Annotated in this window: 20 protein-coding genes and 1 riboswitch; of the genes, 8 read left to right on the top strand and 12 right to left on the bottom strand. The window is 48.7% G+C overall.

Features of this window, described 5'->3' with window-relative positions:
* Window positions 1-14: 14 nt before the first annotated feature.
* The 3 genes from OLMES_RS13575 to OLMES_RS13565 are packed head-to-tail and all read right to left on the bottom strand — an operon-like array spanning window position 15 to window position 3,278.
* Window positions 15-971 carry a sirohydrochlorin chelatase gene (locus OLMES_RS13575; protein ID WP_087461764.1) on the bottom strand — a complete coding sequence of 319 codons (957 nt, stop codon included), beginning with the start codon at window positions 969-971 and terminating at the stop codon, window positions 15-17.
* 43 nt (window positions 972-1,014) lie between these two features.
* Window positions 1,015-2,133, bottom strand: coding sequence for a precorrin-6A/cobalt-precorrin-6A reductase (locus tag OLMES_RS13570; RefSeq protein WP_087461763.1), 1,119 nt, complete (start codon window positions 2,131-2,133; stop codon window positions 1,015-1,017).
* Complete coding sequence (locus OLMES_RS13565) at window positions 2,130-3,278, bottom strand: cobalt-precorrin-5B (C(1))-methyltransferase (protein ID WP_087461762.1); 1,149 nt, start codon at window positions 3,276-3,278, stop codon at window positions 2,130-2,132. Before OLMES_RS13565 ends, OLMES_RS13570 begins: the two co-directional genes overlap by 4 nt.
* Before the next feature lie 45 nt (window positions 3,279-3,323).
* On the opposite strand from OLMES_RS13565, the gene OLMES_RS13560 reads away from it, so the two are divergent.
* Window positions 3,324-4,697 carry a cobyrinate a,c-diamide synthase gene (locus tag OLMES_RS13560; RefSeq protein ID WP_087461761.1) on the top strand — a complete coding sequence of 458 codons (1,374 nt, stop codon included), beginning with the start codon at window positions 3,324-3,326 and terminating at the stop codon, window positions 4,695-4,697.
* Here the strand turns inward: OLMES_RS13560 and OLMES_RS13555 are convergent.
* The 6 genes from OLMES_RS13555 to OLMES_RS28300 all read right to left on the bottom strand — a co-directional run bounded on the left by OLMES_RS13555 (window position 4,643) and on the right by OLMES_RS28300 (window position 10,046).
* Window positions 4,643-6,097 carry a cobyrinate a,c-diamide synthase gene (locus OLMES_RS13555; protein WP_087461760.1) on the bottom strand — a complete coding sequence of 485 codons (1,455 nt, stop codon included), beginning with the start codon at window positions 6,095-6,097 and terminating at the stop codon, window positions 4,643-4,645. The genes OLMES_RS13560 and OLMES_RS13555 overlap by 55 nt on opposite strands.
* Complete coding sequence (gene cobO, locus OLMES_RS13550; RefSeq protein WP_087461759.1) at window positions 6,097-6,699, bottom strand: cob(I)yrinic acid a,c-diamide adenosyltransferase; 603 nt, start codon at window positions 6,697-6,699, stop codon at window positions 6,097-6,099. The genes OLMES_RS13555 and cobO overlap by 1 nt, the downstream gene beginning before the upstream one ends.
* A 23-nt stretch (window positions 6,700-6,722) precedes the next feature.
* Complete coding sequence (locus tag OLMES_RS13545) at window positions 6,723-8,525, bottom strand: AAA family ATPase (RefSeq protein ID WP_087461758.1); 1,803 nt, start codon at window positions 8,523-8,525, stop codon at window positions 6,723-6,725.
* Between the two features lie 9 nt (window positions 8,526-8,534).
* A complete protein-coding gene (locus OLMES_RS13540; protein ID WP_087461757.1) occupies window positions 8,535-9,329 on the bottom strand; it encodes a CbtA family protein in 795 nt (264 codons plus the stop codon).
* A 194-nt stretch (window positions 9,330-9,523) separates the two neighbouring features.
* Window positions 9,524-9,739, bottom strand: coding sequence for a CbtB domain-containing protein (locus OLMES_RS13535; RefSeq protein ID WP_087461756.1), 216 nt, complete (start codon window positions 9,737-9,739; stop codon window positions 9,524-9,526).
* Window positions 9,740-9,791: 52 nt separating this feature from the next.
* A riboswitch (cobalamin riboswitch) is annotated at window positions 9,792-9,922 on the bottom strand.
* Complete coding sequence (locus tag OLMES_RS28300; RefSeq protein ID WP_198343330.1) at window positions 9,885-10,046, bottom strand: hypothetical protein; 162 nt, start codon at window positions 10,044-10,046, stop codon at window positions 9,885-9,887. (Overlaps the previous riboswitch by 38 nt.)
* Before the next feature lie 80 nt (window positions 10,047-10,126).
* Here OLMES_RS28300 and cbiB point away from each other — a divergent pair, with 80 nt between their 5' ends.
* The 6 genes from cbiB (at window position 10,127) to OLMES_RS13505 (ending at window position 18,486) form a co-directional block, all read left to right on the top strand.
* Entirely contained in the window at window positions 10,127-11,155 is a 1,029-nt protein-coding gene (gene cbiB / locus OLMES_RS13530; protein WP_087461755.1) for an adenosylcobinamide-phosphate synthase CbiB, read from the top strand.
* Window positions 11,139-12,215: a threonine-phosphate decarboxylase gene (locus OLMES_RS13525; protein ID WP_087461754.1), complete on the top strand. Its 1,077-nt coding sequence runs from the start codon at window positions 11,139-11,141 to the stop codon at window positions 12,213-12,215. The genes cbiB and OLMES_RS13525 overlap by 17 nt, the downstream gene beginning before the upstream one ends.
* A 71-nt stretch (window positions 12,216-12,286) precedes the next feature.
* Entirely contained in the window at window positions 12,287-15,847 is a 3,561-nt protein-coding gene (locus OLMES_RS13520) for a S8 family serine peptidase (RefSeq protein ID WP_198343329.1), read from the top strand.
* Window positions 15,848-15,926: 79 nt separating this feature from the next.
* The gene (gene cobT / locus OLMES_RS13515) at window positions 15,927-17,003 is read left to right on the top strand and encodes a nicotinate-nucleotide--dimethylbenzimidazole phosphoribosyltransferase (protein WP_087461752.1); all 1,077 of its coding nucleotides are present in this window, start codon (window positions 15,927-15,929) and stop codon (window positions 17,001-17,003) included.
* Between the two features lie 22 nt (window positions 17,004-17,025).
* Complete coding sequence (locus OLMES_RS13510) at window positions 17,026-17,664, top strand: histidine phosphatase family protein (RefSeq protein WP_087461751.1); 639 nt, start codon at window positions 17,026-17,028, stop codon at window positions 17,662-17,664.
* Between the two features lie 3 nt (window positions 17,665-17,667).
* Complete coding sequence (locus tag OLMES_RS13505; RefSeq protein ID WP_087461750.1) at window positions 17,668-18,486, top strand: adenosylcobinamide-GDP ribazoletransferase; 819 nt, start codon at window positions 17,668-17,670, stop codon at window positions 18,484-18,486.
* On the opposite strand, the gene OLMES_RS13500 is transcribed toward OLMES_RS13505, so the two are convergent.
* Genes OLMES_RS13500 through OLMES_RS13490 form a run of 3 tightly spaced genes read right to left on the bottom strand, consistent with a single transcriptional unit; the run spans window position 18,448 to window position 21,539 of the window.
* The gene (locus tag OLMES_RS13500; protein ID WP_232465332.1) at window positions 18,448-19,443 is read right to left on the bottom strand and encodes a hydrolase; all 996 of its coding nucleotides are present in this window, start codon (window positions 19,441-19,443) and stop codon (window positions 18,448-18,450) included. The genes OLMES_RS13505 and OLMES_RS13500 overlap by 39 nt on opposite strands.
* 17 nt (window positions 19,444-19,460) lie before the next feature.
* Window positions 19,461-20,750, bottom strand: coding sequence for a tyrosine-type recombinase/integrase (locus OLMES_RS13495; protein ID WP_087461749.1), 1,290 nt, complete (start codon window positions 20,748-20,750; stop codon window positions 19,461-19,463).
* Window positions 20,751-20,789: 39 nt separating this feature from the next.
* Entirely contained in the window at window positions 20,790-21,539 is a 750-nt protein-coding gene (locus OLMES_RS13490; RefSeq protein WP_087461748.1) for a crotonase/enoyl-CoA hydratase family protein, read from the bottom strand.
* 122 nt (window positions 21,540-21,661) lie between these two features.
* Between OLMES_RS13490 and OLMES_RS13485 the strand changes: the two genes are divergently transcribed.
* Window positions 21,662-23,383, top strand: coding sequence for a two-component system response regulator (locus OLMES_RS13485; protein ID WP_087461747.1), 1,722 nt, complete (start codon window positions 21,662-21,664; stop codon window positions 23,381-23,383).
* Window positions 23,384-23,397 lie beyond the last annotated feature (14 nt).

The raw sequence follows: 23,397 nt of genomic DNA, 5'->3' as shown, positions 1-23,397 counted from the left end.
AATTGATTATCTGTTCAGCTTTCGTGGGAGTGAGTATGGTGGCTATGGCTATGGCTATGAGTGTGGCCCGCATCGGCATCGGTGCCCGCACCACGTACATGATGGTGATGCCCCTCCTGAGGTGCGCCGACCTTGTGTTCATGGCCGAGAATTTGTACCCGGTAGTGGCACATCTGGCAATTCATATTGCCTTTCCCTTGCTCGGTCTCTTCAAGCTTTTCCATAAAGGTTTCAATAACAAGCGGGTGATCATTAAGGTAAGGGGCTTTAACGACTTTTACTTCTGGATGATTAGCCTGATATTCATCCGCCCAGGCGTATATTTTTTTTACCAGCCGACCTGTGAACAGGAAGTAAGGGAAAATGATTACTTTTTTAAAACCCAGCCCGTGAGCCCTTTCAAGCGCAACATCAACAAGCGGAGCAGTCACACCACTGTAGCAGGTTACACTCCACCCGAAGCCCATGCCTTCTTCCAGCATACGAGTGATTTTGGTGATATTGGAATTGGCATCGCTGTCTGAAGCACCGCGCCCGACAACAACCAGCAGCGTATCTTTTCGATCATACTCACTGTCAGTTTCGATAAACTCAGCTTCCGCTTGCTCAATCCGGGCTGCGGCCGCTTTAATCATTTTCGGATGGACACCCAACTCGGTACCATAGGTAATCTCCAAACCGTCGATTTGCTGTTGCAAGGTATTCAGTTCACTGGGGATATCATTTTTGGCATGACCCGCCGCCATTAACATACCGGGAACAGCGGTAATTTTTCGCGCGCCCTGACTGACCAGTTTATCCACGCCATCGGCGATCACCGGGCGAGCAAATTCGAGGAAACCGGTTTCACACAAACGCTCCGGGTAGCGTTGCTGAAAATGCTTTGCTAACTGATGAAATTCCGAGACGGCTTCTACATCTCTCGAGCCGTGTCCCACGATCAGTAAAGCGGGTTGTTGATTGTCTTGCATGGATTCCTCTTTTTGCGTAATAACGAATGTTTGTTTGCCTGGTTTAGCGATTTACCAGTCGCGCCGAATTTTTGTGCAGCCTAACTAACGAATCAGCCATTTCCTCAGGGCTGAAGAATACCTTATCACCCTGTTTTTTAAAGGGGCGACTGAACATGATAACAGGAATACCGAGTTGTTTAGCAGCAACTAATTTTGCGTCACGCTCTCCACCACTGTTTTTGCACACCAGTATATCGATATGATGTTTCTTCAATGTCCTCACCTCATCAGCCACAGAGAAAGGGCCTATGCCGTGGACGAGCAAGCATTCACTGAGTTTCTGAGCTTGTATCTCATGCCGGAGCCGATCTTTCGTGCGATGCCAGTCAGAATCTTGATTTAATGCGTCTTCATCGTCTTCATCTGCTGCCGTTCCATGGATTGACGGGGCCGCTGTACGAATGAGCCATTGCTGATTGTCTGGCTTCTCTTCGACATGATCGAGACAGCTTTTACCAACAGTGAAGAATGGTCTTTTATAATGGGATGTTACAGTCAATACTTCATCCCAGTTATCAACAAAAAACCAGTCATCATCCAGTTTTGGTGTCCACGGTTGACGGACATAGCTCCAGCAGGGAACGGAAAGACTTTTAGCCGCTTCTACAGCGTGTTTACTTATTTTCGTTGCAAACGGATGAGTCGCGTCGATGAGTAAATCGATATTATGCTCAAGCAGGTAGGATTCCAGCCCCAAGACGCTGCGGGCGAACTCTGATGCAACAAATTCTTTGATTTTACCCATTCGTTGAACCGGGGCGTATTGGCTAAACCCGCCCGAGATCACCTTACAAGGTAATTTGGGCACCCTGACCAGCCCCGCCACACTGTAAGTAATGTCGAGTTCGGTTCCGGCGAAATGCTGATTGGCCACAGTTTCAAACATGACATCCCAGCATAGACCGAGGTTTGTATTCTTTCGCTCCATTGACGCTGTATTGGCCGCCCCCATATGCGCGACTTTTTGCAGTGCTCCGGAACGATTCAACTGGTCTCTGTACAGACACAGTTCTTGGGCGATGATTGTGGCATCTCTTGTGCCACCCAGAATTAACACTTTCATTTTACGTACCGCTTTTTTCTTGTTGTTTTGCGTTGCATGATTTGGTTTCAACATCATTGTTTGAAGTGCCTCATTGACTGGCCGACCAAACGGCCAGATTTATCAACAACGAGCACTTCAACAGCGATTGATGAGGACTGTCTCAGCGTACGAATTGCGGTTTCCCGGGCCATATCGCAAACTACTTGAGCGATATCGATACCGTTTTTCTGGCAAATGGAAAGTACTTGTAAACTGGTGTTGGCTTTGGTTATTTCCGAGATTAAACCGCCGGCTGCACCTAATCCTTTTGCCAAGGTTGCCAAAAACTGAAAATCGATGCTGGATGATCGGCTATGCAAATCAAGATGACCCTGCGCCAACTTGGTGAACTTACCGAACCCTCCAACTAAAGATAGTTTAATCTGCGTGAGTTTGCCTTGTTTTGGTGCTGTTCTGAGGTGCTTCAACACCGCACCTGCAAAGTCCCCCATTTCGATCAGGGCCGTATCATTTATTCGGTAGCGTTGCCGTGCCAGTGCTTCACTGCTTGAGCCGGTGCAGGCGATCAAGTGTGGTTCGCCATTTCTTAACGCGACATCAATACCTTGCTGAATAGAGGCGATATAGGCACTGCAGGAAAAGGGCCTGACAATACCGGTGGTACCCAGTATGGAAAGCCCCCCCAATATACCGAGTCGGGGATTCATGGTTTTTAACGCGAGCGCTGCACCATTAGCGACACTGATTGTGACCTCAAATCCTCCCGGATAATTTACTTCACTGGCTAATGCGAATAAATGAGAGCGGATCATTTCTCTCGGTACCGGATTAATTGCCGGCTCTCCTGCCGGATAACTCAAACCGTCGAGTGTGATGGTGCCGACACCGGAACCCGCTTTGAATTCACAAACCGGAGAATCGATCAACTTGATGTGGGACGAGATTGTTGCGCCATGGGTTACATCCGGGTCGTCACCCGCGTCTTTAATGGTCGAGGCTCTTGCAAGCCGATGCTCGTCGATTGAGTCAATATCTTCAAAACAACATTCCGTGAGGTCAAATTCAACATGCTGCCCCTTGGGTAAGGTAATTGAGCACCGTTTAACGGGGGAACCGGTCAAAAGCAGACGAGCAGCAGCCAAAGCAGTCACGGTAGCACATGCACCAGTGGTGTAGCCCGATTTTAATGGCCTTGGTTGTTCTGTCGTTTCTGCTCGCATAGACTATAGACTCATACCCCGAAACGACGCATCCGAGGAGTGGTCATGCCTGAAATATCCGAGTCGAACAAGTCGCTGTGCCCGGTCGTTATGATGGGGGCAATCGGCAGTGGTCACGGCAAAACAATTCTCGTTGCCGGTCTGGCACGGATGTTTACCAAGCAAGGCCTTCGGGTTCAGGTTTTCAAAGTCGGCCCGGATTTTCTGGATCCGATGATTCATGCTTTGGCCACCGGTCGACCGACTTACAATCTTGATCTGTTTATGTGCGGGGTAGACGAGTGCACCCGGCAGCTTCACTACGCCCGTAGAATGAACGATCTGGTGCTGATTGAATCGGTTTTGGGGCTGTTTGATGGCACACCTTGTAGCGCCGACTTGGCTGCAGCTCTTGATGTCCCGGTTATTTTGACGTTGAGCGCCAAAGGCCTGGGCCAGACGTGTGGTGCTCTGGTCAAAGGCATGTGTACATATCGCGCCGACATCAAGATCACGGGTTTTATCGCGAACCGGGTCAATACGGCCAGTCACGAGAAACTCATCAGGAGTGCATTGCCGGAAGACATTCCTTTCATTGCGGCCATCCCTGATGACAGCACGCTTCATCTTCCAGAACGGCATCTCGGTTTGTTGCAGCCTACTGAGATCAATGGACTTGATCAACAACTCGACACGATCGCGGAAAAGTTTGCCCATTGGGGCTTGCAGGCGGTTCTCACTGAGCACAAACCTTTTCAGACTATCTCCCACAGCCAATCGATCACCCACAGCCAATCGATCGAGCACATGGATTCCACCGGCAAGGCACGGTATGCGGGCCTGAATGCGCTTGAGGGTATAACCATTGCGGTTGCCCGGGATCAAGCGTTTTCGTTCATTTATCCTGCCAACATTGATTGCCTTGAACAACTGGGCGCTCAGGTCGTATTTTTTTCGCCCCTGGCGGATGACGCGATTCCCGTTTGTAATGGTATTTGGCTGCCCGGAGGTTATCCGGAGCTCCATGGCGAGACGCTTGGTGTCGCGCACAATACTCAGAAAACGTTGCGCAATGCCATCGCGGTAAATATCCCGATAATCGCGGAATGCGGCGGTATGCTTTTCTTGCTGGATGCACTGAGTACCAAAGAAGGGATCGTCCACCGGATGGCAGGGCTTCTTCCGGGTCAGGCGAAGATGCATCAGCGTTTCCAGAATATCGGTATGCACACCATGCCTTGGCCTGAAGGTGAACTGCGCGGGCACAGCTTTCACCACTCCAGTATGGATACAGCAATGCGCGCTATTGCCCATTCCACGCCCAGAATGGAAGGCAAATCCGGTGAGCCGTTGTACCAATACGAATCGGTGCGCTGCAGTTACTTTCACGCGTATTTCCCATCAAATCCATCCGCGATTGCCGCATTCTTCTCGTCCTGAAGCAACAACTCACGCTGATCAGTGTTCAACGCTGGCTTTGCGCTGAATAACGCAATAATCGCCGCTGGATTTGACTGAAAATAAAGATGCAGGTAGGAAGCGGTAATGCCTAAATGACGGAAAATCGGTTCACCCGGTGCCGGGTGTCGTATTCTTTTACCGAAGGCAATTGGAGCAAGATCGCTGGTGCTTACGGTTCGATGATGGGCATGACCCCGGACATGACCCTCCGGAAGCGGGGCAGTTTGCATACCTTGGCAACCACCCCGGGTCCGCATGACCCCTTCAGCGGGTAACAGGTTTGCCAGGGGCCAGCGACTGCCATCCAGAAGCGTAATCGCCCGTTGTAAATACAACATGCCACCACATTCGGCCAAAACCGGTCGGCCTGAGGTGACAAAATCTCGTACTGCAGCGTGCATTTGCCGATTTTGACTCAATTTTTCTACGTGAAGCTCCGGGTAGCCTCCCGGAAACCAGAGCGCATCCAGTTCTTCCGGGAGTCGTTCGCCAGTCAATGGTGAAAAAAAACAGACTTCCGCGCCTTGCTCTTGTAAAAACCTGAGGTTTGCCGGATAAATAAAACTGAACGCAGCATCCCGGGCAATACCAATTTTTTTTCCCGAAAGATCAACTGATTTGGCTGACGAATTACCAACCCCTTGACCATCGTCATCGATACGATCTTGATAAACCGGTCGAAATTCACAGTCAGGCAAGAGATCAAATAACGTTGAAGCTGGCGCAACGGCTTGAATTGCCGCTTGAATACGTTCGCCAACCGTATCCAGAATCTTATCATAATCTGAAACTTCTTCCGGATTAACCAGACCGAGGTGCCTTTGCGGCAGGCAGATTTCGCCTTCTGTTTTAAGGGCTCCCCAAAAAGGAAGCGATTCTGGTAATGCGTCCTGAATCAATTGTGAATGGCGATCACTGCCGACCCGGTTTGCAATCACCCCTGCAAACATGAGAGCAGGGCGGAATTGCTGCAGGCCGAGTGCTACTGCGGCCGTGGTTTGTGCCATGGCTGAGGCGTCAATCACACACAGAACCGGTAACCCGAATAATTGTGCGAGATCGGCTCCGCTCGGGTCTCCGTCATACAAGCCCATCACACCTTCAATCAGGATGACATCCGAGTGTGCGGCAGCCTGGTACAAAAAGTTCCGGCAGTTCGCTTCACCAACCATCCATAAATCAAGTTGCTCTGCAGGCATACCCGCAGCGCGTTCAAGTATCAACGGATCAAGATAGTCCGGCCCGGTTTTGAAAACACTGACCCTCAACCCTGTATTTCGCAGCTGACGCGCCATTCCTGCGGTCACAGTGGTCTTGCCCTGACCTGACGCGGGGGCGCTCACGAATATGGCTTTGCAGCGGTGGGCCGTACCTTCCATTACCACTCGATTCCTGGTTGCGCTTTCACACCAGCGCGAAACGCGTGGCGCTCATCCTGAATAATCGATATCGTATCTGCAATGTCGAGTAGTTCCCGGTGCATGGTACGGCCCGTTACAATTACACTCTGGTGCCTGGGGCGGTTTCCAATTCGTTCTGCCACTACTGTTGCATCCAGATAACCATATTTGAACATGTAGCTCATTTCATCGAAGATCAACAACTGATAACGATCATCACCTAGCAGTTGCTCTGCGACCTGCCAGGCTTGATCTGCGGCTTGCTGCTCCAGTGACTTGTCCTGGGTTTCCCAGGTGAAGCCATGACCCATAACATGAAAGTCTAACAATGGATGATCTTTAAAAAACAGAAACTCACCCGTTTCCTTTCGGCCTTTGATAAATTGGATGACGGCGCACCGTTGCTCGTGACCCAGTGCTCTTGCCAAGGTACCGAAAGCTGAACTGCTTTTGCCTTTGCCATTGCCTTTAAGCAGAATCAAGACTCCACGCTCTTCTGTGGCCTGTGCGATACGCTGGTCAACGACTGCTTTTTTCCGCAATCGTTTTTCGCGTTCCTGGTCTGTTAATGATTGAGACATAATGTTCCTGTTTCGCCCCGGGGTTATCTGCTGAGTGAACCAAACCGGTTGTTTGAGGGGGAGTTCTTCAATACAGCAGGTTCGGTCGTATCAATAAATTCGGAAAGGTGGCAGTAACGACCGGACAATGACCTGGCAATACGTTGGCTACGTTTAAGTTGAACTGATCCCATTTCCGTGTCAACGACAAGTACTTCTGCATCAACCTGTTGGCTGGTTGGCGGGTTTAGCGTTCTGCCGTCGGTAAACAAGTACATAAGTGACAGCAAATTGGGAGACTGTTTCTGATAACGCTGAATGACCCGCTGTGCATGGGCCAGAGCCTGATTCAGGGGCGTCCCTCCTGTTGCTGTGACGGATTCCAGCACCGCATCAATCGAGGCGGGGGCACGTCTACCGTTCCAGTGGGTCACGATCTGATCATTTCCAAACTCAATTAAAACGAGTCGTTGCCGTTTCAGATAACAACGTTTCACCAGATTTCGAATCACCTGTTTGGCATGATGGAGGGATTTACTGTTGGATGTTGATCCTGATGAGTCCAGTAACACCGTAACGAGCACTTCTTTGGCACGGTTGATCTTTTTCCAGACGACGCGCTGTAAATGGGTTCTTGGAGGCAGTGAAACCTGATCTTGCTGGTTCAGGGATACCAAGGTTTTAGGCCAATCCGGTTTAACTTTTTTATCAAATTCATTTTGCCCCTGACGCATTTTCTCTTCTGTCTTTTGTCGTCTGGGTTGGATTGGAATGACCGGTGCACGGTTGCTGTCAATTTCGTTTGGTGTGGCACATTCCGAGACCTTAAACGGGAGTGCACCCCAATCTCCAGTATTTTTCGATGCAGATGGTCCGGATGCATTCCCGGTCCAGCGCGACGGTGAAGTCGGATTTTGTTTGAAACTGTCCGGTGTTCCGTGTTTGGGGGCGTTGCCACGATTTTCAGGGGGGGCAGGGCGGGGCCGCGCTCGATGACCAAGTACCAGCTCAGCCACAGTTTCGATCTGATCCGCAGAGACCTCGGAAGTTTGCTGCCAGGCAGCAAAGGCGATCGCAGTTCTTCTCAGGGTCAAGTCCGCACGAACACCCTCCACATTGGCATGGTAACACCGGGATGCGATCTCGAGTTGCATCGCTTTACTGATGGTTACATTCCTCAAACGGCCACGGGCAAGATCAAGTTCGTTTTTTATCTGCAATTGTTGCTCTGAAAACCGTGCTTTAAATGCGGCACTATCAAGATCGAATTCGAGACGGCGATTTACGATTTCGACTCGATCCTCCTGATTGGGAACTTCATCAAGCGTCACCATCAACCCGAAGCGATCAAGCAATTGGGGTCTTAATTCTCCTTCCTCCGGATTCATGGTACCAATCAGAATGAAGCGTGCATCATGTTGTTTCGATATTCCGTCGCGCTCAATCTGATTTACACCGCTTGCCGAGACATCTAGTAGCTGATCAACCAAAGGATCTGGCAGAAGATTCACTTCGTCAACATAAAGAATTCCACCATGGGCCTTGGCGAGAAGCCCGGGACTGAATCGTACATTTTTGTCACTCAATGCATGCGCCAGATCCAGAGTACCGATCAATTTCTCTTCAGAACACCCGAGTGGCAAGTTAACGAATGGTGTATGATCATCAACAAGATCACTGAGACCCCGTGCCAGTGTCGATTTCGCACTACCGCGGGGACCACTTACCAGAACGCCACCGATTTTGGGATCGACTGCATTTAAAAGTAAAGCCAGTTTAAATTGATGCTGGCCAACAACTGCAGTAAAGGGAAAATGAGATGTAGTTGAATCCAGGTTATACGCCATAACGAATACTCAGGCAAAACCCTCGTTGTTGGAGCGGTTTGACTCTTTCTCCAGAAAAAGATTCAGCATCATGCTGCTAGTGATACCTAATACAATCCAGAAAATGCCATTAACAATCCCGGTGTTCTGGATAAATTGTGCTGCCAGTACTTCAAGCTGGGCGACAGCTTCAGGGTCGGGGTGACTAAAACCATGGTGCTCCGGCACGGGAGCTCCTAATATATGGGGAACAGCCAACACAAACAACCCGGCAAATCGTAGTGGGCTTCGTATGAAAAATAACAGTGCCAGTCCCGCAGCGGAAAACAGTACCGTCATCATCCACCATCCTTGTCGGCCATTCAAAAGCGTTGCTTCCGCGCCCGGTATCTCCGGTGGCAAACCAAGGGCAGGGGCAACAAAAAAGACAGCATATCCTGAAGCCCCCCAGAATAAACCACGTTTCAACTGTGCAACCGCAGAGTGTGGTGCACTTCGAAACGTCATGCCACTGGACAGCAATAATCCAAAACCTATCGCTGCAAGTGCAGTGGAAACAAAAGTTGCCAGTGATCTCTCGAATCCATCATCCGGAGCCCACGCCTCATGACTGTGATTATGTGTGTGCTCACCTTGAGTTGACATGTCATCATGGTGATGTCCAGCCATCTGCTCGAGCTGCCCGGCGTTCACGGGCTCTACGACTTCAAATTGCTCAGCGTTCAAAATCACCGGTGTCACAAAAAAGTGTTGTAGTACAGCCAGCACTGCACCTGAAATCAACCCGGCAGATACAGCGGCAAATATAATATTTCGAAAATACATAACGATTCCTGTCCTCAAAAAGTGAGGTTTCCTTAAATTAAACGGTATTCGTGTGCCTGCTTTAGGTGTTAAGACGCCGTAACGCGTGTAATTGCGGGATCTTGATACACGCGCACAATACTATTCAAAACTGCTAAAGAGCTCGACAGATTTTAAACGGTGAGTGAATCAGTACTCACCTAGTGAAATAAACCTTAATGGCAGGGGAATGCGATGGCATGACGGGTGTCATGGGCAGCATTGTGCACAACATCCATAGGTGACAGGCCGACAGCAAATACAATGGCGAGACCAAGTAATCCGGCAGCAAGAATTTGGGTAGTCCGGGAAGAAATCGTTTGGGAAGCGTTCGAAAATTCTGAGGTATCTGCAACGACAGACGAACGAGCGGATTGCTGAATCTGGGACATAAAGTTATATTCCTCGAGGTGCCGACCCGCACCGGTTAAAGGATGAATAGAGTTATTGCTACATTCTTGGTATCGGACTCTTGCCTGATTGACAATTACCGTTGCGGGGGCAGCGCTGGACTTGAACCAGCTTCCCAACAAAGTATCAATTCGGGAATGCTAGCAAAAGACCGTTAAAAAGGCGAACCTTATTTAGCAGAATTGATCGGGCACCATTTGACGTTTCATCTTTCGCCTCGGCCAGTGCTATTTTTGACCAGTCAAGCTCAACAGGCACTAGACGGTAAGAGGCTTTGGTAAATTTCATAATTTCTGCAACAATACGCACTCAAAATTTCTGCCCATAACGAGTTTAGAACCCAACATCCTCGAGACTATACACCCACAATGCTGATAGAAGAATTCTGGTTTTTCATATTTATTCTGGGGATCATCCTTGACCAGTTGCTAGGTGAACCGAGCCGATTTCATCCATTGGTTGGCTTTGGTCGTTGGGTTTCGCGTCTGGAGCGGGTGTTTAATCGCAAGACCAACGCCACCTTCTCGGCAAAAATTTTGGGTGTTCTTGCATTGCTTTTGGCAGTTTCTCCAATCCTTGCTGTGTGGCAGCTCTGGAGCACGCTCTATTCAGATTCTGAAAACAGTATGTTGGACGGGGTTCGCTTCGTGTTATTGAGTGGGAGCGGAGCCCAATATACAGAAACTGCACTACATTTTCTCTATCTCGTGAGCTGTGCTGTGCTGTTGTACCTCTGTATTGGCAGGCACAGTCTGATAGCACATGCAATGGCCATTTATACCCCGTTAAAACTCAAACAAAAGGAGGAGGCGAGGACAAAGCTCTCGCTTATTGTTTCCCGTGATACCAGCGCAATGAACGAGCAGCAGATCGTAACCGGAACTATCGAATCAGTATTGGAGAACGGTAATGACGGGGTATTCGCTCCATTGTTCTGGTTTTTGGTCGGCGGAATACCGGGCGTACTTTTTTACCGCATGGTGAATACACTGGACGCAATGTGGGGTTACAAAACTGATCGTTATTTACATTTTGGTTGGGCAGCTGCGCGTCTGGATGATGTGCTGAATTGGATACCTGCACGGGTTAGCGCTTTATTCTATGCATTGCTGGGTCGTACCGGTCAGGCAATAAAATGCTGGCATGCTCAGGCCCGTTTTTGTGAGAGCCCGAATGGGGGAGTCGTGATGTGTACCGGGGCAGGCGCGCTGGATATTAAATTGGGTGGTACCGCTGTTTATCACGGGCAGGTGAAAAACAAACCCGCTATGGGCAGTGCGATTACGCCTGGAGTCGATGATATATTACGGGCAATCAATCTGGTAAATATGACAACCATGTTATGGGTTTTAACTGCTGCAATTTTATGGGGTGGAATGCTTGCCTTCAGTATTTAAATGGGACGACTTTACCCACGGTGGCAATGTACATCGAGCCAGTAAAGAGTTTGGTATTCCCGAAGGGGATTGGCTCGATTTATCGACAGGTATAAATCCATGGCCCTGGCCGGTACCGACCCTGCCACAAAGCGTTTTTCAATCACTACCGCTGCCTTCTGAACAGTTTTATTCTGTTATGGCGGGTTATTATGATTCGACAGCCGGTCTTGAAGGACCTGGATCGCAACACTTTATTCAACTTTTGCCGACCCTGTTTCGTATGCAACGTGGAAAAACGGCAAATGTTGGCCTGATTGTGCCCACTTACAGTGATCATATTACGTCCTGGAAGTACCATAACCACAACTTGGTTTTTTTTGAGCATAAATGTGGCGAAAATCCAGATTGCTTAATTACAGAAATCGATGCAGCCCTGGACGATCTTGATGTATTAATTGTCGTTACGCCCAATAATCCGACCGGACTCCACTTTCCCCGGGAAACGTTGCTCGCTTGGCGTGAACGTCTTGACCAGCAGGGCAGTTGGCTTATTGTGGATGAAGCGTTCATCGATTCTCAGGAACAACACGAAAGTTTGTGTCCTCAAGCGGGACTTTCCGGATTGATTATACTGCGATCCATCGGCAAATTTTTCGGACTGGCTGGCATACGTAGTGGTTTTCTGTTCGCATCATCAGTTATACGTAACGATATCAGGCGACTGCAGGGTAGTTGGCCGGTAAGCGGGCCAACCTTGTGGTTAACGGAACAGTGTTTACAGGATGTAAACTGGCATAGATGGGCAACCACTAGAATCAAATCAATGAGTCAGTCTCTCCACGAACAACTCAATTCTCAACTGAATGTTCCAGTTGTTTCAAGCCAACTGTTCAGTACCCTGGTTTTCAAACAGGAACAAGAAGCCTGCGAGATTTTCACAGCGCTGGCAAGCAAAGGCATCTTGACCCGGATTTTCCCCAAAGCCAGGCTTTTAAGGGTGGGTTTACCTGACTCAGAGGAGACGCTTCACCGCTTGAGTTTGGCTCTCAATTGCGAAAAATTCGCCACAGAGTATTGACGTTGTGAAGAGGTGATTCCAAAATAGCGCTCTGGTTAAGGATGCCAATAAGCCAAAAGGAGTGCTTCGCTATGTTCGACGATATGTCAGTATCGACGGAATCCCTCGTTTCGTTTTTTTCTACCTCGTTCTCTTCAACAAATAGCTCTCAAACTTCAGTTCAAATTGCCTATATTGCCTATTATGGTCGACCAGCAGATCCATCAGGATTAAATTACTGGTCTCAGACGCTGGATAATGCAGGCGGTGATATGGGGCAAATTATTACCAGTTTTGGTCAGTCTGCGGAGTTTACTGCCCAATACGGATCTCTAAGCCCAACAGATCTGGTCAACAACCTCTATGTTCAGCTGTTCAACCGGAATGCCGATAACGCGGGCCTTGATTACTATGTATCCGTATTGAAATCTGGGGCATCAAACCTAGCAACAATTGCACTGGAAATTGCAAAAGGGGCAACTGGAAAAGATCTGAATGTGCTCAGCAACAAGCTACTGGCTGCAGACTATTTCACAAGCGCGATCAAAACAGAAAATAAGCAATACAGTACTGAAAGCATTAACCCGATCAAGTCCATTTTGGCAAACGTTTCTGACAAGAGCGCGAGCCTTGATGCGGCCTATGGTCTCTGGGATGACTTGATCACCAATCTTCCCGCGGAAGCGCACGCCCAAGTGAAAGGTGAGGGGCGGATTGACCTCAGTTTCTCGGGCGATCAGACCAAGGCCTCAATCTCGGGAGGCGTGCATATTGAGCCCGGCGAGTTTTCCGTTCAAACCATCGAAAGCAACGATATCATCGGCCTCGACGATTTTGCCCGTGATCCTCGCTTCCAAGGGTTGGATGGTGAAGGCTATTCAATCGTAATCCTTGATACCGGTATCGATCTTGATCATCCGTTTTTTGGCCCCGACCGTAATAACGATGGCGTGTCAGATCGAATAGTCTACCATGCAGACTTCACCGATGATTATGATCGCACTGTCGACGACGTGCATGGCCACGGTACTAACGTTGCGTCAATCGCGGCGTCATCCGACCGAACTTATCAGGGCGTAGCCCCCGGCGCGAATATTATTGCCTTACAGGTACTGGGCAATTCCGGCAGTGGTAACTCCAGTGCAATAGAACGAGCACTGCAATGGGTTGTTTATAATGCAGAAGCCTACAACATTGTTGCGGTTAATATGTCTTTGGGCATGGGCGGAAACTATAACCAGTACTCACCCGATTCCACCTCGCTGTCTGATGAATTCCAGGCACTGGTCGATCTGAATGTTTTGCCTGTTGCCTCCGCCGGGAATGATTATTATGACTATCAAGAGCAGGGTGTTGCGTATCCTTCGTCTGATCGGAATACGATCTCAGTCGGTGCAACCTTCGACGACAATCTCGGTGCCGGCCGTTGGTCTTCCGGTAGTGAGGTGTTTGAGTCTGCAGCAGACCGCATTACCCCTTTTTCTCAACGTAGCACCACCGTGATGGATATTTTCGCCCCAGGGGCATGGATTGAAGGAGCCGCCCCCGGAGGTGGAGTCCTCGGAATGACAGGAACCAGCCAGGCCGCGCCCTATGTAGCCGGGACTGTGGTGATCATGCAACAACTTGCGGAAAGAGAGTTAGGCCGTCGCTTGACGATAGACGAGTTTACAGAGTTAATGCGTGAAACCGGGGTGCGTATTTTTGACGGTGATGATGAGGATGACAACGTAAACCACGACTTTGCAAGTTATGAACGACTGGATTTAATGGCATTGGCCAATGCAATCTATGCCATGAAGGGCGATCCTGAGCCACCCGAAAATGGCGAGGACGACATCCCCGCGAATATTTCTACCTCGGCTGCAATTGCGGTAGGTGAACAGATATTTGGTACATTAGACCATGGCGGTGACAAGGACTGGTATCAGATTTATCTGTCATCAGACCAACGCTACCGTTTTAGTCTTGAAGGCGCTGCAGACAACCGTGTTTCAGGCGTGTCAGACCCCTGGCTTGCGCTGCACAATGACGCAGGTACCTTCCTGGTTTCTGATGATGACGATGGTACCGGGTTGAATGCACAGATCGAGTTCACCGTGGCAGAATCGGGGCAATATTTTCTGTCTGCAGAAGCCTACGGTGAAGAAACCGGAGGCTATCGTTTAAGTGTTACAGGCATTCAGAATGAACTCCTGAGAGACCGATACCCGGATAACAATACCACAGCAGTAGGTGTTTTAATAAACGATGGCTATGGCCGGAACCCCTGGGAAGCCATTAATACCCCGGGTGACCATGATTGGTGGCGGCAAATTCTGGATACCGGATACAAGTACACGATCAATGTTAAGGGGGCCTCTTCGGATTCTGGCGATCTGCTGGATCCAGCGTTCAGAATACTGGATAAAAATGGTAATGAGCTCAAACGGGACAACGATTCCGGTCAAGGGGCTGATGCATCACTGGTCTTTGTGCCAGATGAGTATGGTGTATATTACTTTGATGTATACAGTTTTAATGAAGCCGATACCGGTCTATACGAAGTCGAAATATTTGTTGAGGAAATCGAAAACTCGGAAGTTCCCGGCAACGCGACTACAAACATCGATTTGAACCCGCTTTTTTTCTCCATGAAAAACACAATTGACTTCGCCGGAGATACTGATTGGTACAGATTAGAAATGGATGCGAATACCGCGTATCTGCTTACCGTTTGGAGCAGTGGTGATGAGGACAAGGGAGAAACGCCACTTCACGATCCGGTACTAACAATTTATGATGAACATGGCACCGTTTTAATGTCCATGGATGATGGCATACTTAATTTTCCTGTTTTGCTTATAAACCCGGATCATGACGGTACATTTTATGCTGAAGTATCGGGTTTCAGCACAGCCGAAACGGGGGACTATCTATTTTGGGGCGGGATACACGCTGATGATGATTACTTTGATATGGCCTTTCCCGGTAGTGCAGTCCTGAATTTTGGTATCAGCCGAAACGGGACCATAAATACGGTTGACGACCTGGACTGGTTAGAAGTTCAGCTCATCGCCGGAGAGCAATATGAGTTTGAGGTGAGGGGGCAAAGCAGCGGTGGTGGTACACTGATTGATCCCGTGCTACACATTTACAATGGATTGGGGCATCCACTGAACATCCATGATCATGACCTCGGTAATGGCTTAGATGAAAAAATAAGTTATATACCGAAGTCCAGTGGCACTTACTTTCTGGTCGTGAGCAGCGAAGAAACCGGGACATACACCATTAGCGCTGAAAGTCCTGATTCAATCCCTGTCGACGACTTTGCAGGCGGCATGCTAACCGAGGGGCGTCTGAATGCTGGCCAGCAAGTCCAAGGGAGCATTGAAACACAATTTGATGAAGACTGGTTTTTGGTATCGCTTGATGTCGGGTCGTATCGCATTGATGTCGAAAATGCCGGCGGGGCGTCCGGACTGGCAGACCCGGCTTTCGAGTTATTCGACTTCCTTGGCGTAACCTATGATATTGCGGATGATAATTCCGGCGTTGGACTGAACGCAGCCAAGAATATTAACGTATCTAGTCCCGTGTCAGTCTTTATCGGGGTGACCGGTAGCCATGCGAGCACCGGTGATTATATCCTGTCCCTAACTGAAATCTGAGTTTGAAAAAAAGCCATAGTAGTGCTCTACTATGGCTTTTTTCATTTTCGAACCGCACTAAATATGGAATTTCTGCTCAATGACCCTAACCACTTCGGCTTGGCATAGCCTGCCGCCCCCGGCACTAGATCAGCAAATTCGCACTCGAGCGTTGGAACATCAAGCCATGCTGACCAAACCACCTGGTGCACTCGGTCGCCTGGAACAATTGGCGGTGCAGTTTGCGACCTGGCAAGGTTGTCTCAAACCGAAATGTGACGAAGTGGCAATTGCCATATTTGCCGGTGACCATGGTATTGCAAACGAAGGCGTATCAGCCTTCCCGCAAGCGGTTACTGTTGAGATGATTCGTAACTTTGTTAATGGCGGTGCTGCCATTAATGTGCTTGCCAAGCAAGCAAACGCCAATTTGTGGATTGTTAATGTGGGTACTGTTTCACCTCTTGGTTTTGAGGGGGAAAACCTCATCGATGCCACTATTGCATCGGGTACTCAAAATTTTCTGGTTCAACCCGCAATGTCAGAGAGTGAATGTCTTTCCGCTCTGGATGCCGGTCGCCGCATGATTCAGGATATTGTTCCCCCTGGCACGGCCTTGTTTGTCGGTGGCGAGATGGGTATCGCCAATACCACGTCTGCCTCGGCAATAGCGAGTCTGATCCTGGATGTATCTCCCGCACAACTGACCGGAGCGGGTACCGGGCTTGCAGAACAAGGGATTGCCCACAAATGTAAAATTATCGAGCAGGCCATCCAACGCATAAAAATATCAAGCCAAAAGAGCGATTTAAACACGTTTGAAATACTGAGACAGGTTGGCGGTTTTGAAATTGCCGCATTGTGTGGGGCCTACATTGCAGCCGCACAGGCCGGTATTCCTTCCGCGGTTGATGGTTTCATTGCAACCGTTGCCGCTCTGGTGGCAGTCGAGCTCAATCCAGCCGTTAGAGACTGGCTCATTTTTAGCCACCAATCTGAAGAAAAAGGGCATCAGATCGTGCTAGCGCATCTTGGCGTAGACCCGTTGTTGAACCTGAAAATGCGTTTAGGGGAAGGAAGCGGAGCAGCACTGGCCATATCTGTGATTCGCTCAGCATTGGCGCTACATGCTGAAATGGCAACTTTTGAAGAAGCTGCAGTTTCCAATCAGAAATAAACGTAATACCCGGAGTAGCACCATGTCTAACATTGGTTTTAGCACTGATTATATCGAAACCCGAATCGACCTGATTCGCCACGGTGAGCCACAAGGTGGCCAAAAGTTCCGTGGCTCACAGGATGACCCGCTCTCAGACCTCGGATGGCAGCAAATGCATTCAGCCGTCGGAGAGCAAGGGGACTGGGATTTAATTATCAGTTCACCGCTATTGCGCTGCCGTCAATTCGGGGAAACATTGGCTACGCGACTCGATACACCATTCAGAATCGCACAGAATTTACGGGAAATTGAATTCGGAGAGTGGGAAGGTTTAACCACAGGTGAAGTCCTCGATAATTATCCCGGCGTACTCGAACAATTCTGGAAAGATCCGTTAAGCTGTACACCACCCGGAGGCGAACCATTACCCAACTTCGTCTCCCGTGTCACGTCCTGTTGGCAAGACATCATCGAAGAACACAAAGGGCAAAAGGTGCTGCTGGTGTGTCATGGTGGAACCATTCGTGTAATCTTGAATCACGTACTCGAGATGCCGCTTAAAGCGCTCTGGCGTATCGACGTTCCTTACGCAAATGTATCCCGAATACGATCAGAATGCTTTGGGAATCAAGCGGAAGAGCGACATAATGTTGTTTTTCACCAAGAGAAGTTTATTTAATTAATGAACTGGCAACGCCGCTTCCTCTGGCCATTTTTGTGTGCACTCCAGTTGCTCACTCGTTTGCCTGTGCACCGTTTTCCCGTTTACGATCAGTACTGTACTGAAAATACGGGCAACTATTCACGATTACAGCAAACCTCAGTATTGTGGTATCCAATCGTTGGCTTGCTAATTGGGTTCCTGGTAGCTGTGTCATGTGCTGGTCTTCTCTATTGTGGTGCCAAGCCCACCGTGGTTGCAGCTTGCGGCATCGCACTAGTGATATACGTCACGGGTGCCTTGCACCTGGATGGCTTGGCCGACTGGATGGATGCATGGGTGGGAGGCTTCGGTTCAAAAGATCGTACCCTTGCAATCATGAAAGATCCCAGGTCCGGGCCCATTGCAGTGGCTGCGCTTGTCGCGGTATTGCTGCTGAAGTTTTCTGCATTGGAGGCGATACTCTCGTCGGATCTCGCGACATCGTATCAAATGTACGCCTGGATCATATTACCGTTCGTATTATCCAGGGCGATTATCGTCCCCCTGTTTAGCTTAACCCCCTATGTGCGCCAAAATGGTATGGGTAAATTCATAGAAGATAGTCAGGTCAGGGCGCAGGGGAACCTGACGATTCTGTTGCTGATACCCTGTCTGCTCTTTATATTCCAGTGGCATACGCTGCTCATAATCTTAATCACCGCATTGATCTTCTACTTATACCGCGCACTTATCATGGCGCGGATCGGTGGCACAACGGGTGACACCGCCGGAGCATTGGTTGAGCTCACCGAAACCGGACTATTTGTATTGGGCAGTATTTTGTGTCAATCGGTGTGACATCCATTCCGGTATGCGTTCCTCAAGCCAGAATCGGGGCTTCCAAGGGGAGCCAAACAGAAAGCCGACATGGCCACCATGTTGACTCAATTCATAGTCTACACAATCGGGAATTTGCCACTGATCCGGAATAACCTCCTCTGTCATGAAGGGGTCATCCCGGGCGTGGATCATGAGCGTCCGGGTTTTGATCTGACTTACAAAATGTTTGCCACTGCAACGTCGGTAGTAATCTTCTGCATCAACGAACCCATGGAGCGGGGCGGTCACACGGTCATCAAACTCGATAAATGACGACATGGCTGCAATTTCATCGTGACTCGGTGGGGAATAATCCGCGAATTGCGTGAACCTGGATTTGTTGATGAAATTTGATTTCATGGAATCAAGCAAATAGTTTTGGTAATTTCTGGAAAATCCGGTTTGCATCCGACGGGAACAAGCCGCAAGATCCAGAGGTGCCGAAACAATCGCAGCGGCATCCAGTAGACTGCCATCTCCGTATTCACCAAGATACTTGGTGAGTACATTACCACCGAGGCTGTAGCCAATTGCCCCCAGAAAATGCGAGGGATATTGTTCCCTCAGCCATTCAATCATGAACCGGGCATCACCTGTTTCCCCTGAATGGTAACCCCGCTCCAGACGATTTAAACGACCGGAACAGCCTCTGAAATGCATCAACACACTCGCCCAGCCCCGATTGCCTAGCGCCTTTTGCATACCCTTGGCATAGTTTGACTCCGCTGATCCCTCAAGACCATGTAGTATCAAGAAAAGGGGCTGTTGTGGCTGAATATCTTTTGAGGTCCAGGTCAGGTCCAGAAAATCGCCATCCGGCAGGTCGATTGTTTCTGTAACCCGCTCAGGCATGTCAATCTTTCTGATTTTAGAAGGCCAGATTGTTTGAAGATGGGCATTTTTGGCCCAGGGGGGCGCTTTGAACATTGATTGCATACTATCTGAGTCCTTGCTTATACCTTTCGTCGCTTGCCTGATTCCGAACGTTCTCTGAGGTCCGATTGAATATAAATCTTGTCGGTGGTACCCATTGATGCATGGCGCAGGTCGTCCGCCAGATGTTTCAATGGCCGGGAGTCGATATCCTGGGAAGCGCCGGTATGCCGTAGCCAGTGCGTGGTTGCATTTCTTAAGTCATTAGCCTCATCGAAAAAACCTTCATCCTGCATACGTTTCACAGCGGTATCAAATACCTCTTGCACCAATCGGGTAAGTTGCCGGGCAGTCATTGCGCCTTTCCCTTTTATCTTGCCGATGATGGGCATTTTTTCACCCTGTGCTGGCAGACCAAACACATTCAGGTGCTCTCTGTAGCGCTTGATATAGGGTAATAAGGTATCCGGCACTGTAACGGAACTGGCTTTACGACCTTTACCGAAGACTTTGAGGTACCAATACCCATCTTTGGTCCAGAAATGCTCCATAACCGGAATCCACTCGGGGTCACCGGTAACGGGAGACAGCCTGATCGCTAACTCTGAAATCCGTAAATACAATGTTTTAAGCAACGCGATCAAGAATAAATGGCGCTCAAACTTTGGATCACTATTGGCCATTATAGTTGCAGTTTCAAGAATAAAATTCCACTGCAATTCGGAGAATCGCTGCACCTCTACGGCACCGGCCTGTTTGATCAAATAGGGGCAACGTTTTTTCGTGATCGGTATCAAATTTGTTTCTGCATACTCTTCAAGCAACAGATCTTTGAAAAACACATTCAATGCCGTAAATATCGATAATAAAGTAGATTGCCCAATTTGGTACTGCTTTACGTCAATATTGATATCCTGACCCCGTTCATAGGCCATTTTACGTTGACCTTTAGGCACTTTGAATGTAAAGGGGCGCCAGTCTCGATTCGCACTTCGGCGTCCATTGACCAGCACAAAGCGGGGGACTACTTGCGTGTTAATCCAGGCCGGAGGGGGAGACCAACAGAGATTGATATAGTTTTCAATGTCTGCTCGCTTCAGCTGAATGACAGATTTACCAGGACTACTCCAAGACCATATTAAAAACCGTTCTATTTCATTACGAAAACGGTTAAAGGTTGCTTCACTTTTCCGGCTGTATAATAACAAGAAGCGAGTTGCCTGCTCAAAGTCCTGACGCACTTCAGGGATAACGCGAGCAAATCGCTCCACCAGATCTGCGTTTGGTCCCAATCCGCCTTCTTTTACATCCTCCCTGAAATTTTGTAGCGAATCAAATAGCGGGCCGGCTTCAAATGTATCCATTTTCATATTGGCTCTTCGTTAGTTTCATTTTACCAATGAGCGGGTTTAACCTGTGAATCGTTTTGCTCCGGCCACGGTTTCACCTGATCTAATTGTGTTCATGCCCAGCTGGAATTCATTTTCGAGTGCGGACTTCTCATCCATACTCCACTGCTCGTAGACACTCCTCCGGTCATTTATCAAGCAGGTTTGTGGATGTTGTGCGATTTGCCGCGCGAGTTCGCAGGCATCGGGCAAACAGTCATCCCGGTTGCTCAGCCGGTTAATCAGCCCCATTTGTTTGGCCTCATCAGCAGCAACTTCCCGCCCTGTTAAAATCATGTCCATGGCATGACTCATTCCGATTAATCGCGGTAAACGTACAGTCCCTCCATCAATCAGAGGAACGCCAAACCGTCGACAAAATATGCCAAGTTGTGCGGTTTTTGAGGCAACTCTCAGGTCACACCAGATTGCGAGCTCCAAACCGCCCGCGACACAATAACCATTTATGGCGGCAATGACGGGTTTGCTTAAGCGCATCCGGCTTGGTCCCATCGGCCCATGGCCCTCGGAATCAAGCCGATTAGCTGATTCCGGGTTTTCGCTTGCAATTGCTTTTAAATCCGCGCCGGCACAGAAGTGACCGCCTGAACCGGTCAAAATTGCGACTTTTGCACTATCATCCTTTTCAAATTGCTCAAATGCTTCTGCGAGTAATAGCGCTGTGGGGCCGTCTACACAGTTACGCAATTCTGGACGATTGATCGTAATGGTAAGAATGTCATCCGCTAAGCAGGTTACCACTTTAGCCATAACTTTGGCCCTCCGGTTAATTTGATGCGATATGAATACATCAAACAGGTTAAATTGTGATCATTATGCTAAATTTATAGGGTAAGAGTCCTGTATGACTCATTTATTTGGTATGGATTCCTATGAGAATTCTATTGATCCGCGATGATAACACCGGTCAAGCTTCGTTGAGTACCATGCTCGCGTGTTCTGAGCATGTTACAGCGCTAATCGAGTGCAATACCGTGAAAGCAGCAATAGAGCTTATCGCTGAAAATCAGGTTGATTTACTCTTTCTCGCAATTGAACAACCTCTGGATAAGCTGACGCTACTGCGCAGTCACAACATTGTCGGCCCACCGATTATAATCCTGAGCGAACAACAAGATGATGGTTACGCCTTACGTTGTATCGAAGCAGGTGCCCAGGACTTTATCGAGACCGATGAACTCAAACCATCACGTATTATCCGTTGTATCCTGCACGTCAAAGAACGTCTCAAAGTTCAGAACCAACTCTTGGAGCATCAAGCGCAATTACGTGAGCTCGCGTTGGTTGACTCCCTGACGACTCTCGCCAATCGGTATATGTTTGATTTAAGCCTAGCTAATGCCATCTCGATTGCCAAACGACAGCAAAACCAGCTAGCCCTTATTTTTCTCGACCTCGATAAATTCAAGGAAATCAACGATACCTACGGCCACAGCACGGGTGATCAAGTGTTACAAGAGGTTGCTGCTCGCCTGAAGGAAACAGTGAGAGAAGCCGATTTGCTTTGCCGCTTGGGGGGGGATGAATTTGTTATCTTGATTAGCGAAATATCCTGTCTGGACAATATCCGTCATTTAACAGAACGCATCGTCTCTGCGTTTTCCCCGACGTTTAACATCAATGGAAAACAGCTAAATTTATCAACCAGTGTAGGCGTTGCAACCTTTCCGGATTGTGCGATTGATTCAGTACAACTGATGAAATGTGCGGATGAGGCGATGTACAAGGCGAAGCAAAGAGGCCGCAATCAGGTGATGTGGTATTCCCGCAAAACCCAATCAGCGATTAGCCAGAGGGAGGGGTTAGAAAAAGAGCTCAGTCAGGCGATTGAATCTAACCAGTTTGAATTATATTACCAGCCTCAAATCAGTTATCTCGATTCTCGAATTATCGGAATAGAAGCGCTTATCCGCTGGAACCACCCGAAAAAAGGGCTGTTGTCTCCTTTGGATTTTATCCCGATTGCTGAACAAAATGGTGTGATCAATGCCATCGGTGACTGGGTGATTGATCAAGCCTGTTTGCAGTTCATGGATTGGCTTGGACGCTATGACCAATTAGGTTTGCCGCTTTCTCTCAGTCTCAATCTATCGACAGCACAACTGAGCCAACCCGCGTTGTTACGGAGCATTAAAAATGCGTTGATAAAACATCGGGTGCCACCAGATCGACTCGAACTTGAATTAGTGGAACAATCCATTCATTCCAGTGCGAAAGCACGGGAACTTTTAAGCGAGTTGGACAAACTGGGCGTAAAACTTGCCTTGGATAATTTTGGCCGGGGCTATTCATCCTTGGCGCACCTGGAAAGCTTTCCAATCAGTATCCTGAAGATTGATAAAACTTTTATTGATACCATCTTCGACCCCACCAGTAATTCAAATCTGTTAAAGGCGATTAATCAATTTGCCAAAACCCTGGGCTACGAAGTCGTCGCGGAGTGCGTCGAGACACCAGCTCAGTTAGCCTGTTGTAAAATGCTGAAAATAGATCGGATACAAGGCAATATTGTTGCTCAAGCAATGCCGGCTAAAGCATTTGAAAACCGTTACAGCACTAGTTTAGCGCAATTGGACAAGCCTGAAGCTGAATAACGGGGGCAGTAGTC

This window comes from Oleiphilus messinensis, from assembly GCF_002162375.1.
GTDB lineage: Bacteria > Pseudomonadota > Gammaproteobacteria > Pseudomonadales > Oleiphilaceae > Oleiphilus > Oleiphilus messinensis.
The sequence above is the reverse complement of the archived record's forward strand: the minus strand, read 5'-3'. Positions and strand labels throughout refer to the sequence as shown.

Excerpts from the sequence above, each read along its gene's own strand:
- OLMES_RS13555 (WP_087461760.1), bottom strand. The coding sequence starts at position 6,097 with ATGGAAGGTACGGCCCACCGCTGCAAAGCCATATTCGTGAGCGCCCCC.
- OLMES_RS13505 (WP_087461750.1), top strand. The coding sequence starts at position 17,668 with ATGAACTGGCAACGCCGCTTCCTCTGGCCATTTTTGTGTGCACTCCAG.
- OLMES_RS28300 (WP_198343330.1), bottom strand. The coding sequence starts at position 10,046 with ATGAAATTTACCAAAGCCTCTTACCGTCTAGTGCCTGTTGAGCTTGAC.
- OLMES_RS13545 (WP_087461758.1), bottom strand. The coding sequence starts at position 8,525 with ATGGCGTATAACCTGGATTCAACTACATCTCATTTTCCCTTTACTGCA.
- OLMES_RS13520 (WP_198343329.1), top strand. The coding sequence starts at position 12,287 with ATGTTCGACGATATGTCAGTATCGACGGAATCCCTCGTTTCGTTTTTT.
- cobT (WP_087461752.1), top strand. The coding sequence starts at position 15,927 with ATGACCCTAACCACTTCGGCTTGGCATAGCCTGCCGCCCCCGGCACTA.
- OLMES_RS13495 (WP_087461749.1), bottom strand. The coding sequence starts at position 20,750 with ATGAAAATGGATACATTTGAAGCCGGCCCGCTATTTGATTCGCTACAA.
- OLMES_RS13490 (WP_087461748.1), bottom strand. The coding sequence starts at position 21,539 with ATGGCTAAAGTGGTAACCTGCTTAGCGGATGACATTCTTACCATTACG.
- OLMES_RS13500 (WP_232465332.1), bottom strand. The coding sequence starts at position 19,443 with ATGCAATCAATGTTCAAAGCGCCCCCCTGGGCCAAAAATGCCCATCTT.
- cbiB (WP_087461755.1), top strand. The coding sequence starts at position 10,127 with ATGCTGATAGAAGAATTCTGGTTTTTCATATTTATTCTGGGGATCATC.
- OLMES_RS13540 (WP_087461757.1), bottom strand. The coding sequence starts at position 9,329 with ATGTATTTTCGAAATATTATATTTGCCGCTGTATCTGCCGGGTTGATT.
- OLMES_RS13535 (WP_087461756.1), bottom strand. The coding sequence starts at position 9,739 with ATGTCCCAGATTCAGCAATCCGCTCGTTCGTCTGTCGTTGCAGATACC.
- OLMES_RS13570 (WP_087461763.1), bottom strand. The coding sequence starts at position 2,133 with ATGATGTTGAAACCAAATCATGCAACGCAAAACAACAAGAAAAAAGCG.
- cobO (WP_087461759.1), bottom strand. The coding sequence starts at position 6,699 with ATGTCTCAATCATTAACAGACCAGGAACGCGAAAAACGATTGCGGAAA.
- OLMES_RS13565 (WP_087461762.1), bottom strand. The coding sequence starts at position 3,278 with ATGCGAGCAGAAACGACAGAACAACCAAGGCCATTAAAATCGGGCTAC.
- OLMES_RS13510 (WP_087461751.1), top strand. The coding sequence starts at position 17,026 with ATGTCTAACATTGGTTTTAGCACTGATTATATCGAAACCCGAATCGAC.
- OLMES_RS13485 (WP_087461747.1), top strand. The coding sequence starts at position 21,662 with ATGAGAATTCTATTGATCCGCGATGATAACACCGGTCAAGCTTCGTTG.
- OLMES_RS13575 (WP_087461764.1), bottom strand. The coding sequence starts at position 971 with ATGCAAGACAATCAACAACCCGCTTTACTGATCGTGGGACACGGCTCG.
- OLMES_RS13560 (WP_087461761.1), top strand. The coding sequence starts at position 3,324 with ATGCCTGAAATATCCGAGTCGAACAAGTCGCTGTGCCCGGTCGTTATG.